This window comes from Ruminococcus sp. (assembly GCF_019423705.1).
Taxonomy (GTDB): Bacteria; Bacillota; Clostridia; order Oscillospirales; family Ruminococcaceae; genus Hominimerdicola.
The window spans coordinates 190,092-203,435 of the sequence record NZ_JAHZAX010000004.1 but is presented as its reverse complement, the minus strand read 5'-3'; the positions used below and the strand labels follow the sequence as shown (position 1 = coordinate 203,435).

At 46.1% G+C, this 13,344-nt stretch carries 11 protein-coding genes and 1 other RNA gene; 4 read left to right on the top strand and 8 right to left on the bottom strand.

Going from position 1 to position 13,344, the window contains the following annotated elements:
• Nucleotides 1–60 precede the first annotated feature (60 nt).
• Nucleotides 61–1,548: a 4-alpha-glucanotransferase gene (gene malQ / locus QZ371_RS05080; RefSeq protein WP_295210299.1), complete on the bottom strand. Its 1,488-nt coding sequence runs from the start codon at nt 1,546–1,548 to the stop codon at nt 61–63.
• A 339-nt stretch (nt 1,549–1,887) separates the two neighbouring features.
• Between malQ and ypeB the strand changes: the two genes are divergently transcribed.
• Nucleotides 1,888–3,237 (top strand): germination protein YpeB, encoded by a 1,350-nt coding sequence (ypeB, locus tag QZ371_RS05075; protein ID WP_295210297.1) that lies wholly within the window; start codon nt 1,888–1,890, stop codon nt 3,235–3,237.
• A gap of 80 nt (nt 3,238–3,317) precedes the next feature.
• A complete protein-coding gene (gene rbr / locus QZ371_RS05070; RefSeq protein ID WP_295210295.1) occupies nt 3,318–3,923 on the top strand; it encodes a rubrerythrin in 606 nt (201 codons plus the stop codon).
• A 396-nt stretch (nt 3,924–4,319) separates the two neighbouring features.
• Here the strand turns inward: rbr and ssrA are convergent.
• The 3 genes from ssrA to QZ371_RS05055 all read right to left on the bottom strand — a co-directional run bounded on the left by ssrA (nt 4,320) and on the right by QZ371_RS05055 (nt 8,466).
• Nucleotides 4,320–4,679, bottom strand: a transfer-messenger RNA (tmRNA) gene (gene ssrA, locus QZ371_RS05065).
• 32 nt (nt 4,680–4,711) lie between these two features.
• Entirely contained in the window at nt 4,712–5,173 is a 462-nt protein-coding gene (gene smpB, locus QZ371_RS05060; RefSeq protein ID WP_295210338.1) for an SsrA-binding protein SmpB, read from the bottom strand.
• 347 nt (nt 5,174–5,520) lie between these two features.
• Nucleotides 5,521–8,466, bottom strand: coding sequence for an ABC transporter ATP-binding protein/permease (locus QZ371_RS05055; RefSeq protein ID WP_295210293.1), 2,946 nt, complete (start codon nt 8,464–8,466; stop codon nt 5,521–5,523).
• A gap of 230 nt (nt 8,467–8,696) precedes the next feature.
• Between QZ371_RS05055 and QZ371_RS05050 the strand changes: the two genes are divergently transcribed.
• Both QZ371_RS05050 and QZ371_RS05045 read left to right on the top strand, forming a co-directional pair.
• Nucleotides 8,697–9,380 carry a response regulator transcription factor gene (locus QZ371_RS05050; protein WP_295210291.1) on the top strand — a complete coding sequence of 228 codons (684 nt, stop codon included), beginning with the start codon at nt 8,697–8,699 and terminating at the stop codon, nt 9,378–9,380.
• A gap of 9 nt (nt 9,381–9,389) precedes the next feature.
• The gene (locus QZ371_RS05045; protein WP_295210289.1) at nt 9,390–10,466 is read left to right on the top strand and encodes a HAMP domain-containing sensor histidine kinase; all 1,077 of its coding nucleotides are present in this window, start codon (nt 9,390–9,392) and stop codon (nt 10,464–10,466) included.
• Between the two features lie 54 nt (nt 10,467–10,520).
• On the opposite strand, the gene QZ371_RS05040 is transcribed toward QZ371_RS05045, so the two are convergent.
• The 4 genes from QZ371_RS05040 to QZ371_RS05025 form a co-directional block, all read right to left on the bottom strand.
• On the bottom strand, nt 10,521–11,009 hold the full coding sequence (locus QZ371_RS05040) for an ATPase (RefSeq protein WP_295210287.1): 489 nt from the start codon (nt 11,007–11,009) through the stop codon (nt 10,521–10,523).
• Between the two features lie 19 nt (nt 11,010–11,028).
• Entirely contained in the window at nt 11,029–11,532 is a 504-nt protein-coding gene (coaD, locus tag QZ371_RS05035; RefSeq protein ID WP_295210285.1) for a pantetheine-phosphate adenylyltransferase, read from the bottom strand.
• A complete protein-coding gene (gene rsmD / locus QZ371_RS05030) occupies nt 11,532–12,086 on the bottom strand; it encodes a 16S rRNA (guanine(966)-N(2))-methyltransferase RsmD (RefSeq protein ID WP_295210283.1) in 555 nt (184 codons plus the stop codon). Before rsmD ends, coaD begins: the two co-directional genes overlap by 1 nt.
• Before the next feature lie 221 nt (nt 12,087–12,307).
• A complete protein-coding gene (locus QZ371_RS05025; RefSeq protein ID WP_295210281.1) occupies nt 12,308–13,204 on the bottom strand; it encodes an NPXTG-anchored protein in 897 nt (298 codons plus the stop codon).
• Nucleotides 13,205–13,344 lie beyond the last annotated feature (140 nt).

Below are 13,344 nucleotides of genomic sequence, written 5' to 3'. Positions count from 1 at the left end.
CCAACGGCGATACCTTAATTCCTCATTCCTCACTATGAGCGCTCCTCACTTTTGCGTTTCTCACTTAACCGTTCTTCCATACGTTTTCGTGAGCTTCAACAATCTATTCGCCACTTCATCATCAAGCTGCCCAAGGCTCTCCAGTCGCCATTGCCAATTGCCGCCCAACGTTGACGGCGTATTCATTCTCGCTTCCCCGTCAAGCCCCAATATATCCTGCATTTGCGCTATGGCTGTATCACACACGCTCGACCAGCAAAGTCTCACCATCGCCCAAGGCACTAACTCGTCCTTCGTTACGCCAAGATAATCTTTGCAATACTCCGCCGTTTTCTCGTCGCAGGACTTTATCCAGCCAAGTATGGTCTCATTGTCGTGGGTTCCAGTATAACAAATGCTGTTAGTAGTCTTATAATTGTGTGGCAGATAGCCGTTCGTGCTGTCGGAATCAAAGCCGAACTCCAGCACTTTCATTCCCGGATATCCGCTTGCCGCCAGCATTTTTACAACACGTTTTGTAAGGAAGCCCAAGTCCTCTGCGATTATCTTTACGTCGCCCAGCTGCTTCTTTACTTCCTTGAAAAGCTTCATATCAGGGCCTTTGCGCCACTTGCCCTTTTTGGCGTTCTTTGAGCCGTATGGTATGCAGTAATAGCTTTCAAAGCCCCTAAAATGGTCTATTCGCACGATATCGTATGTATCCTTTGCAGCGCTTATACGTCTTATCCACCAGCGGAATTTGTCCTTTGCTATATAGTCCCAGTTGTAAAGGGGATTGCCCCACAACTGTCCATCTGCCGTAAAAGCGTCGGGAGGACATCCTGCCACCTCAACAGGCTTTTTATCTTTGTCAAGGCTGAAATACTGCGGCGTGCTCCATACCTCAACGCTGTCATATGCAACGTATATCGGGATATCGCCGATTATCTCAATGCCCTTTTCGTTGGCATAAGCCTTTAGCTTTTTCCATTGCTGAAAGTATTTGTACTGTACAAAACACCAAAAGTCGATATCTTCGGCGTATTCTTTTCGTGCGTTCTTGACGGCTTTCGGCTTGTACATTTTAAGCGGTTCGTCCCATTCATACCAAGCCTTGCCCTTGTTGGCGAATTTCAGCGACATAAACAGGGCGTAATCATAAACCCAGTCTTTGTTTTCGATAACGAACTTTGAATAGCCTTTCTCGGGCTTTTTGCGAAAGCGCTTGTGGGCAGTCCGCAGAACTTTGAATATCGTCTCGTATATCCTGCCGTAATCAACTGCGGTCTTGTCGCCGCCCCAGTCAAGTTCTTTGTACTCTGCGGCTTTGAGCAAGCCCTCTGCTTCAAGGGCTTCCAAGTCTATAAAATATGGATTTCCTGCAAAGATAGAAAAGCTCTGATAAGGCGAATCGCCGTAGCTCGTAGGAGAAATGGGCAATATCTGCCAGCACTTCTGACCGGCCTTTTCAAGAAAATCCACGAAAGCATAGGCTTCCCTGCCCAGCTTTCCTATACCATAATCGTTAGGGAGAGAGGAAATGTGCATTAAAATTCCCGATTTACGCATAAAAAATGCTCCTTTCACTTTTTCGTACATTCTGACACGAAAAATACAATGCTCCGATTATAATTATACTACTTTTTTACCTTTTTGGCAATAGAAATATGACGTATTCTTTACGAATATGCAATTTTATGCGATTTTTTACAAAAAGCCCGAGAAAAAGCCGACGAATAGTTTTGACCTACTCGTCTCGAAACAGTCCATCGCCAACGGGCGACCACAAATTGTTATGAGCTTAGTCGAACAACAATTTTTCGCCCCTACATTTTTTTATTTTGCTTATAATTTTCCAAAAACGGGTCACAATACTGCTGAAACTTATTTTGATCGGAGGCAAGCAAAATGAATATGTCAAATCTTTCAAGGCGTACTGTTGTGAGGATAATATCCTTTGCGGCGGCGCTTATTTCGGTGCTTGTGGCAAGAAATTTCCAGCTTATGAGCCGTGCGGACAAGTCGCTGAGGTCGGTGGAATACACCTATTCACGGGCAATGGGCGACCTCTGCGACGCTGTTGAAAACGTCAGCGACACCCTTGAAAAAGAGCTTTACGCAGGCTCAGGCAAAATGCACCAGTCGCTGGCGGTTAAACTTTATCGTGAAGCGGCTTCCGCAAAGATCGCCCTTGCACAACTGCCGATAGAGCGGCTGGAGCTTGAAAACACCTACAAATTTCTTTCACAGGTGGGCAATTATTCCCTTTCCGTCAGCGAAAAGCTTATGAACGGCGAGGAGATATCTGATAAAGAATATGAGAACATTGCCGCACTTTATGACTTTGCAAAGTCACTTTCCCAGGATATGTGGGAGCTTGAAAGCTCAATATCAAGCGGAGAGATAGACCTTGTCTCGGCGACCACCAGCGACACAGCCGAGACTGATCCGCCCACAGTAACGGAAGGCTTTTCCGACTTTGAGGACAGCTTTGACAGCTACCCCAGCCTTATCTACGACGGACCATTTTCAGACAATATCCTCGAGCGCACACCGAGAATGACAAGCTCAGCGGAAGCGGTGACGGAGCAAAAAGCGCTCGAGCGCTGTTCACTAGGGCTGAACATCAATTCCACAGAGTTCACGGAAGTATCCAACGTTGAGGGCAAAATGCCCTGCTGGCGATTTTCAAACAACGATAAGACTATCGCCTGCGAAGTGACGAAAAACGGCGGCTATATCTCATATTTTCTCAAAAGCAGGATAGTTGAAGAGACTTCTCTCTCAAATGAGCAGGGCGTAAAAGCGGCGGAAGAGCTTCTTGACGATCTTGGCATTTTGTCGATGACGACCACCTATTATGAGAATATCGACAACGTGCTGACCGTTAATTTCGCATACAAGGACGTTGACGTCTGCTGTTATACCGACCTTATAAAGGTCTCCGTTGCAATGGACGATGGTGAAATACTGGGCTTTGACGCAAAGGGCTTTCTTGTGAACCATATGGAAAGGGAATATCCCGATAGCCTTATTTCCGAAAGCAGAGCCGAGGAAGCCGTATCACCAAGGCTGAAAATCAAGTCACAAAGGCTCGCACTTATCCCGACCGAAGGGCTTGAAGAGCGGCTTTGCTATGAATTCAAATGCACATCTGAAAGCGGCAGAAACGTGCTTGTATATGTCAATGCACAGACCGCCGAAGAGGAGCAGATACTCATACTTGTGGAAAGCGAATCCGGCACTTTGACGATATAAAGGGCGCAAAAACGTGTATGCCGCTTGCCACAAACTTTATATCAAAAACTTAACTATGATAAAAACAAAGGAGCATTGTTATGGAGAATTTTGCAAATTCAAAGACCAAAGAGAACCTTATGAGAGCCTTTGCAGGCGAAAGCCAAGCGAGAAATCGCTACACAATGGCGGAGGAGCAGGCGAAACAGCAAAAGCTTTTCGTCCTCGCCGACCTTTTTAAGTTCACGGCGAACCAAGAAAAAGTCCACGCCGAGATATTTTATAATCACCTCAGCGAACAGTCGGGGCAGACTATCCACATCGACGGCGGTTATCCCGTTGACATCTCAAAGGATGTCTGCTCCCTGCTGGATATGGCGGCGCACAACGAATTCCAAGAATCGGACGACGTCTACCTTGCTTTTGCCGATATGGCAAGGCAGGAAGGCTTCGGCAAGATCGCACAAGACTTTTCAAATATCGCCAAGATCGAAAAGGCCCACGGCGACAGGTTCAAAACATTTTCCCATATGATGAAAAACAACAAGCTTTTCACCTCCGACGAGAGCGAAACTTGGGTATGCCTTAACTGCGGATATATCCTAGAGGGCAGCCAAGCGCCGCAGAATTGCCCTGTCTGCGGCAAAGAGCAGGGATATTTTATAAGGCTGTCAATGGCGTCTTGGGGTGCGGCTTGCAGGAATTAAGGCGATATAAGTGTCAGTTATAGCGACAAAGCTTAGTCATAATACCGCCGCAAAGGCATAAAAAACGGGCGACCAAAGGTCGCCCCAAACTATCGCAAAAGTAGCAAATCAACGGGCGAACGCTGTTCGCCCCTACATATCGTCGTGTGATCTCAATTAACCAACATCGTACTTGAGAACAACAAATTAAACTCTGTACGGTTTAATGCTGTGTGCAGTTTAACGCCGGTCTGCTCCTCGGGCTACTATGTAAAGTCGCCCGAAGTACAGAATAAGCGAATTTGGTGCAGGGGCACGCCCCTATCAATGTGTGGTTTAACATTGGAATTTTCCAAGCGGCGCAAAAAAATACGCCGCAACAAAGTACGGCGTAATTAAATCGGGTGCAAGCACCCGTGGTGGAGGTGAGGAGAATCGAACTCCTGTCCGAAAACCTATCCCCACGAACTTCTACGAGTGTATTCTGTTATTTCGGATTTCTCCCATTCCCTTGCAGAAAGGCAAGCAGACACGCCTTCCTGCTCAGTAGGCTGTAATACATCCCAAGGCTACAACCATTGCCAAGAAACGTTCACCACTGATCGACGCCTTTACCAAAGCCGTGGTACTCTAAGGCAAGACGAGCGCTGACTTAAGCAGCAGCTAATTCAAAATTATCGTTGTCGTCTAATTTTTAAACGTACGCCGTTTAAAGAGTGTGCGCTCCTCTACTCGCTTATCGTGCTTCAAGATCCCCGTCGAAACCTTTACACCCCCGTGTATTTGCCCGACCGACTTGCGCAATTGTGTTATCCACGATCTTTCAAAGCCCGCTCAATATCACGCTGAGCCGCCTTTTTAGCCATATCGTCACGCTTGTCGTGAAGCTTTTTACCTTTGCAGAGCCCAAGCGCAAGCTTTACCCTGCTGCCCTTGAAGTAAAGCGCCATAGGAATAAGCGTCAAGCCCTCCTGCTGAACTTTGCCCATAAGCCGCATTATCTCACGCTTGTGGAGCAAAAGCCTGCGCACCCTCCTCGGATCACGATTGAAAATGTTGCCGTGCTCGTATGGTGAAATGTGCATACCATTTACCCACATCTCGCCGTCATCAATGGAACACCAGCTATCTTTCAGATTAACACCGCCGTTCCTTATGGACTTCACTTCCGTGCCCACAAGCTCAATGCCGCATTCGATCTGCTCAAGCACAAAATAATCGTGACGAGCCTTGCGGTTGTCTGCGATCTGCTTTGTTCCTGTCTTGTCAATAGCCAATACTTCCACCTCACTTTGCTTTTAAGGCGATCGTTGCCTTTTTTCCTCTCGTGGAATACTATTATAACACCATTTGCCCCCTTTGTCAACAGCGAACAAGGTCGAAATTTTACCCATAAAAACAGCGCCCGCCGGAAAATTATCCCGACAAGCGCTGTTTTATGGAAATTGTTATGGGGGGTAAAGTTAGTGCCGCCCCTTAGCATTGACCCATAAAGATCAACGCAATAAGGCAAAGCCCCGTTACAACACAGCTCAGCGCTGCGTTTATATTATCGATTTTTTCTGATGTAAGCTTTTTCATATTTAAAACCTCCTCTTTTAATTCGCATAAACTGTTGTTATTCCGTCCTAAGCGCAATAACAGGGTCTTTCTTTGCAGCGATCCTTGATGGGAAAAGTCCTGCGATGAGCGTAAGACAAATGCTTATGATTATCAGTATCACAGCCGCAAATATCGGTATCGTCGCCCTTATCGGAACTTCTGTCAAGCTCGAGATTATTGCGTTTATCGGGATAGTCAGCAGGTAGGATATGATGATTCCAAGTGCGCCTGCCACAAATCCCACAATGACCGTTTCAGCGTTGAACACTCTGGATATATCCTTCTTTGAAGCACCGATGCTTCGCAGAATACCGATCTCCTTGGTTCTTTCCAGTACGGAAATGTATGTTATAATACCTATCATTATGGACGATACCACAAGAGAGATCGCCACGAATGCGATAAGAACATAGCTGATAGCGTTTATTATCGAGGTGATAGAGGACATCATAAGTCCCACATAATCGGTGTATTCGATCTTGTCCGCTTCATCAACGCTGTTGTTGTAATCGTCGATAAGGTCGATTATCTTCTCCTTTGAAGCAAAGTCAACAGGATAAATGTTTATGCTGCTTGGCTTTTCAACCGTCGCATAACCCAGCGTTTTCATATTCGTGTCATAGTTTGAAGTGGAATATTTTCCGCTGTTTGCAAGATCGGCAGCCGCCGAGTCAGACTGCTCTTTGAGCATTTGCTGCATAAGCTCCATCTGCTCGTCCGTCAGCGAAGCGATATATTTCTTCTGCGTCTCCGTAAGGCTTGACATATCGCCGCCCTGTATTGCGGACATATCCATCGAGCCCATTGCGTCCATTCCTATATCCGCAAGATCGCCTGTGTCGGAAGCTCCGCTCTGCTCCATAAGCGCCTTGTATTGCTCTTCCGTCATTCCGTCGGGTATCTGCATTTGCGCCGCTATCTCTTCATCTGAAAGTGAACTGTCTGCAGTTTCAGCCTTGCTGTCCGCTGTGCTGTCTGTGATAATCGCACTATCTGCAACGCTGTCCGTGCTGTCGGAGCTGTCTGAATTGTCTGCACTATCAGAATTATCCGCAACTTCCTCGTCGCTCTTGAATTTAAGTCCTGTGAAAACGTCTATATCAGGGTTAGTTTTCTGCTCCTTAACTATCTCGCTTTCGTCAACTTGATCGATAAGATAAGTCATAAGATCGTGACGATAACCTATCGCTCCGTTGATAGAAGAAGCGGAAGCGTCCTCGTTAGGTCTCAGAATACCAACAACGCTAAGCTCTGTGCCCTTTGCAACGACCTTTTTCATATAGTCTTCGTCGCCCGTCATATCTTCCCAAACGCCGTCCTTTTTCTGATAGAAGTCCGGTGTAGGAACGACCTTGAACTTGAGATCAAGAAGCTCATCATAGGTGTAAGTGTGCTGGGTGTCGTCGATGGAGATATCCTCCCCGGCCAGCGCCCTCTTCACAATGCCGTTTAGATCCTTCGGGTCAAGAAGTCCCAAAGAGTAAAGATAATAGTCGTTGAGCTCATTGTTCTTGTCGATAACGAGCACAACTTCGTTGTATTTTTCGGGGAGACGACCTGCGATAACGTCATACTGGGTGTCGATAAGATCGTCATTGTCGATCATTTCCGCCCAAACATCGCTGCCCATTCCCATCATACCCATCGAGCCCATTGTGGACATCGCCTCAGTCTGAGTTGAGCTCATATAGCCCATATCCTCAAGAAGCGTTGAAGGGTTGACCTGCATAACGCCATTATCATTTTCCGTGAAAACGTTCAGCGTCGTTGAATAGCCGTACTGAACGTCGGAAGTAAGCTTCTTTATATCCTCGTTTTCATCGAGATATTCCTTGAACTTTTCAAGGTTGTTGACCTTTGTTTCCGCCATAAGGGTGTTTATCATCTCGCCCATTGCGTTCTGAGAATAAACTTTGTCCTTATCGTGGTTGCCCGAATTTTCGTGGGTCTCGGCCATTGTGTTCATAATCTCGCCGATACTAGCTGTGGTCTCCGTTATCTGAAGCGGATAGCTTGAAAGTGTGTCCGACTGCACCTGATCGATATAAAGCTGAACGCCGTTTGATACGGAAAGTATCAGCGCAATGCCGATTATACCGATAGAACCTGCAAAGGAAGTGAGCAGCGTTCTCGCCTTTTTGGTCAGCAGATTGTTTTTACTGAGGGAAAGAGCCGTAAGAAAGCTCATCGAAGTCTTTAGCTTCTTTCGGTCTTTCTTTGCCGCCTTTTTATCAGCCTTTGTTGGCTCTTTCTCCGCCTTTTTGATAGGCTCGATAACGTTCTTGTCAAGTGGGTCGGAATCGTCCGTCACTCTGCCGTCCAAAAGCTTTATTATCCTCGAAGAATATTTCATCGCAAGCTCGGGGTTGTGTGTTACCATTATGATGAGCTTGTCCTTTGAAATGCTCTTGAGCAGCTCCATTATCTGCACGCTTGTCTCAGTATCGAGTGCGCCCGTAGGCTCATCCGCCAGCAGGATATCCGGATTATTCACAAGCGCTCTTGCAATAGCCACACGCTGCATTTGTCCGCCCGACATCTGATTCGGCTTTTTGTCAAGCTGGTCGCCAAGTCCCACCTGCTCGAGAGCCTTGACAGCTCTCTCCCTGCGTTCAGATTTCGACACGCCCGAAAGTGTCAGCGCAAGCTCAACATTTGAAAGCACCGTCTGATGAGGGATAAGATTGTAGCTTTGGAACACGAAGCCGATAGAATGATTTCTGTAAGAATCCCAGTCGCTGTCCTTGAAATCTTTTGTAGACTTGCCGTTGATATTAAGATCGCCGCTTGTGTACCTATCCAGACCACCGATGATATTAAGAAGCGTGGTCTTTCCGCAGCCCGACTGACCGAGGATAGAAACGAACTCATTCTCACGGAAGTCAATGCTTACGCCCTTGAGGGCTGACACGGTGGTATCGCCAACGATATAATCCTTTTTTATGTCCTTTAAACTAAGCATTTCTCTCTCCTTACAAATCTGATATCTCTACGAGATATTAGATAATATTATCTCTATTATGGAATTATTATATCCCCATTTTATAAACTCAGTTTAAACATAACTCAAAAGGCAGAAAAATTTTGTCGCAGAGTGAAATGTTAATGTGATGTTAATAATTAAGTGATATAATAAAGCAGATATGACAAATATGACAAATTGCGATCAGCCGTGTGAGGAGGAAGTATAAAATGTTTCACATACTTGTTGTTGAGGACGACCCGAACACACGCAGGCTCACCTGTGATGTGCTCAGCGATAACGGCTACACGCCCATTGAAGCCAAGGACGGCGTTGAAGCCCTTGATATAATGGACGAAAAGCACGTCGACCTTATAATAATGGATGTTATGATGCCCCGAATGGACGGCTTTGAGCTGTGCGAGACCATAAGAAAGGCAGGCTTTCAGACCCCTGTGCTTATGGTGACGGCAAAGGAGACCGCTTTCGACAAAAAGCAGGGTTTCAAAAAAGGCACGGACGATTATATGGTAAAGCCCGTTGACGAGGAAGAAATGATACTGCGTATACAAGCCCTTTTGCGCCGTTCCAAGATAGTAAGCGACCACAAGATAACAGTCGGCGACACCACCCTCGATTACGATTCCCTCACAATTATCCACGGCGGCAGCGCAAAGGAGCTTCCGCCAAAGGAATTTATGCTCCTTTACAAGCTTCTTTCCTATCCAAACAAAATCTTCACACGCCGCCAGCTTATGGACGAGCTATGGGATATGACCTCCGACACCGACGAGCGCACCGTTGACGTCCACATAAACAGGATAAGAGAGCATTTGAAAGGCGCAGGCGTGGACGATTTCGAGATCGTAACAGTAAGGGGCTTGGGCTACAAAGCCGTCAAGCTGAAAGGATAGCGCAGGCTTATGAAAAAACATTCCATATCCACACGGCTTTCCGAGCGCAGGCGCAATTATACGATGAACGCCAGCATAGTCTCCGCCGTGTTTATGATTATGATGTGGGCCGGTATGCTCACAGGCCTTATAATGGTGCTGATACGAAAATGCCTGCATTTTTTAACGCCCCTGCAAATGCCCCTTGTGGTGCTTATCGTTGGACTTATCGTCAGCGTTATGATCGGAACGTGCATTTCCGCAGGCGTGGCAAGCAAGATAGTAAAGCCTGTCCGACAAGTAAAAAAAGCTATGCACAGGGTCGAAAAGGGTGATTTCTCCCAGCGCCTTGAAATAACAGGCTTCAATGGTGAGATAGACGAGCTTATCGAAAGCTACAACAAAATGGCGGAAGAGCTTGGCGGCATTGAAATGTTCCGTGAGAATTTCATCAACAGCTTCTCCCACGAGTTCAAAACGCCGATCGTTTCCATACAAGGCTTTGCAAAACAGCTGAAAAAAGAAAATCTCTCCGAAGAGAAAAAGCAGGAATATATCGACATCATAATAAGCGAATCAAAGCGCCTGACCAACCTGTCCTCAAATATCCTTATGCTGACAAAATTCGAGAACCAGCAGATAATCACCGACAAGACGGAATTCTCACTTGATGAGCAGATACGAAACAGCATTTTGCTTCTCGAAAAGCAATGGACTGCGAAAAATATCGACTTCGATATAGAAATGCAGGAGATATCCTACATTTCAAACGCCGAAATGCTGTCGCAAGTGTGGGTGAACATCATCGGCAATGCCATTAAATTCTCCCCAGAGGGCAGCACAATTTCCGTGAAGCTGTTCCAAAGCAAGGACGATATAAGAGCGGAAATATCCGATCGTGGCATCGGAATGGACGAAAACACCATCCGCCACATTTTCGAGCGTTTTTATCAAGGCGACAAAGCCCATTCCGCAGAAGGCAACGGCCTTGGCCTGCCCCTTGTGAAGCGAATCGTTGAGCTTTGCAACGGCAACATTAGGGTGGAATCGGAATATGGCAAAGGCACAAATTTCATCGTCACCCTGCCAATAGAAAACGGCAATTGAAAAACAAGCACAAAAAAACCGCCTAGTTAGGCGGTTTTTATTTATATTCCAAAATTATTCAGCCGAGCCGATCTTAGAAACAGCGTCTCTTGTGCTGTTTACGTCCTTAAGGCTCTTTGTGAGCACCTCTGCGGCGTCAGCAAGGGTCTTGTTGAGGTTGTCGGAAAGTGCCTGACGGATAGCTTTGTCCTTAGCCTGCGCCTGCGCAACGATGTCGGCAGCCTGCTTGTTTGCTTCCTCAGCCACCTGCTTTGCGTAATCAGCAGCCTGCTTGAGTATCTCTTCCTGCGCAACAAGCTTCTTAGCCTCTTCCTTGGCCTTCTTGATGATCTCGTCAGCTTCCTTGTTTGCCTCTGTGAGGATATTCTTCTTGTCTCTCGTCATATCCTTTGCACGCTTGATCTCGCCTGGGAGATTAAGTCTGATGCTGTCGATGTATTCACGCATCTGCTCAACATCGATCACCTTCTTGTTGGAAAAAGGCACGTTTGATGACTTGTCCAGCAGTTCGTCCATAAGTTCAAGAATTTCGTCTACGTTCATTATTAAAACACCCTTTCATTTACTGATCCATACTATTTTGTGGCTTGTAAAGCCTTTCTGTTATCCGCTCCAATATCTGCGGCGGAACAAAGCCTGTGATATCTCCGCCAAAGCTTGCGATCTCCTTCACAACGCTTGATGAAAGGAACATATTCTCACCCGTTGTGGTGAGAAAGACCGTCTCAGCGTCGCTGTAAAGCTTCTTGTTGGCAAGAGCCATCTGAAACTCATACTCAAAGTCGGAAACGGCACGAAGTCCCTTTACAATGGCGTTCGCACCTGTGCGCTGGAGATAATCCGCCAGCAGACCGTTATAACAATCCACCACCACGTTATCAAGGTGCTTTGTTACCTCGATTATCATTTCCATACGCTCCGCAGGAGTAAAAGCGGCTTTCGATTTGTTGGCGTTGAATGACACCAGCACTATTACTTTATCAAAGAGCTTTGAAGCTCTGTCAATTATGTCGAGATGACCCACCGTAACGGGGTCAAAGCTTCCCGGGCAAACAGCGATACGCATTAAAAGTCCTCTTCTTTCACGGGAGTTTTGTAGACTGTCAGCGCAGTCTTTCCATATTTATACCTCTTATGAAGTTTAAGTCTGCCGTATTCTTCACCCAGCGTGAGCTCTTTTTCGTGTTCGCAAACGACGATAGCGCCGTCGTTGAGCTTGCTTTCCACCAGCGGAAGCGCCTGCTCGATAAGCCCCATTCTGTAAGGCGGGTCGATAAACACGATGTCAAGTCCTGCCTTTGCAGTCTTTAAATACTCAATGCTGTCCATATTCAGCACACGGGACTGCTTCAAAAATCCGCAGGCGGACACATTATCCTTTATAATAGCCACGGCGTCGGGATTTCTATCCACAAAAACGCAATGTACAGCTTCACGGCTGAGAGCCTCAATGCCCATTTGTCCGCTTCCTGCGAACAGGTCGAGCACGGAGCTGCCTGGAACATCGAACTGTATAATGGAAAAAACAGCCTCTTTTACCATATCAGTAGTAGGGCGTGTATCCATCGAATCAAGTGTTTTTAATTTTTTTCCACGGCAAGAACCAGTAATAACTCTCATAAAAATAACTCCAAAAATAAATCTATACAGATATTATACTATATTAATTCACGTTTGTCTATACCATTTCACCGAATTTTCATCACTTTTTCAAATTTCTATGCGTCACACAAAAAAGGGACTCCCTCACGGAAGTCCCTTTAGTAATTTTTTCAATAACAACAGTTATCTTAGAGATAAACTACTTTCTCAAAGTGAAATTTACTTTCTCGAGAGAAAACTTATTTTCTCTTGGATACTACGATAGCTGCACCTGCAAGAGCGATACCTGCGAGAGCGATACCTGCTGTTGCGCCTGTGTTAGCTGTGTCGTCGGAAGCAGCTGAAGAAGTAGATGTTGTGCCTGTTGTGTTAGACTTTGTAGATGTAGTTGCAGCAGTCTTGCTGTCTGTCTTAGAGTCAGCCTTGCTGTCTGTCTTTGAGTCAGTCTTGCTGTCTGTCTTTGAATCAGTCTTGCTGTCTGTCTTAGAATCAGTCTTGCTGTCAGGTGTGCTTGTGGAATCATCGCCCTGTGTTGGGAAGAATACCTTAGCTGTGTATGTGCCGTTGCCTGTTACGTCTGGCATTTCAAATGTTGTGCCTGCTGGGTTAACACCGTCTGGCTTGTTGCCAAAGAATGTTGAAGACCAGTCAGCGCCTGCTGTCTGGAAGCCGCCGCCTACATATGCCTTACCAGAAAGGTCAGATGAAAGTCCATCAATTGTGAATGTTACTTCGATAGTCTTTGAAGGAAGAGTTGTGAATACTGTTGTAGCTCCGTCCTTACCACCGTTTATGTCGGCGTTATAAACGTTAACGAGCTCGAGCTTGAGCTCATCGCCCTGCCAGTACATCATACCTGTACCGTTAGCTGTTACAACGTTGTCATCGAACTTGATCTCGTCGATAGAAACCTTAACAGGAACTGTTGTCCAGTCCTCAGGCTCCTTGCCGTCTTCCTGAAGAACGCCGTTAGCAACAGCCTCGTCCTTTGTCATTGCAATATAAAGACCAAATACAGAAACGCCGTCATCATTGTTTGGACCCTTGCCTGCGTCAGCAGCAAAAGCAGTAGTAGCCATAGCAGTTGCAGCGATAGTTGCAGCAGCCATACCTGCGAAAATCTTTGTAAGTTTCATTTCTAAAACTTCCTTTCTTAAATAACTTTAAATATATTGTACTTTATTTTCCGAAAAATTTCAATCGGCCGAATCAACAAATATGATATCGTTTTCTTATGCACACCTAACAATTTTGCCTATGGAATTTTGGAAAATTA

Excerpts from the sequence above, each read along its gene's own strand:
- QZ371_RS05045 (WP_295210289.1), top strand. The coding sequence starts at position 9,390 with ATGAAAAAACATTCCATATCCACACGGCTTTCCGAGCGCAGGCGCAAT.
- QZ371_RS05040 (WP_295210287.1), bottom strand. The coding sequence starts at position 11,009 with ATGAACGTAGACGAAATTCTTGAACTTATGGACGAACTGCTGGACAAG.
- rsmD (WP_295210283.1), bottom strand. The coding sequence starts at position 12,086 with ATGAGAGTTATTACTGGTTCTTGCCGTGGAAAAAAATTAAAAACACTT.
- coaD (WP_295210285.1), bottom strand. The coding sequence starts at position 11,532 with ATGCGTATCGCTGTTTGCCCGGGAAGCTTTGACCCCGTTACGGTGGGT.
- QZ371_RS05050 (WP_295210291.1), top strand. The coding sequence starts at position 8,697 with ATGTTTCACATACTTGTTGTTGAGGACGACCCGAACACACGCAGGCTC.
- rbr (WP_295210295.1), top strand. The coding sequence starts at position 3,318 with ATGGAGAATTTTGCAAATTCAAAGACCAAAGAGAACCTTATGAGAGCC.
- malQ (WP_295210299.1), bottom strand. The coding sequence starts at position 1,548 with ATGCGTAAATCGGGAATTTTAATGCACATTTCCTCTCTCCCTAACGAT.
- QZ371_RS05055 (WP_295210293.1), bottom strand. The coding sequence starts at position 8,466 with ATGCTTAGTTTAAAGGACATAAAAAAGGATTATATCGTTGGCGATACC.
- ypeB (WP_295210297.1), top strand. The coding sequence starts at position 1,888 with ATGAATATGTCAAATCTTTCAAGGCGTACTGTTGTGAGGATAATATCC.
- QZ371_RS05025 (WP_295210281.1), bottom strand. The coding sequence starts at position 13,204 with ATGAAACTTACAAAGATTTTCGCAGGTATGGCTGCTGCAACTATCGCT.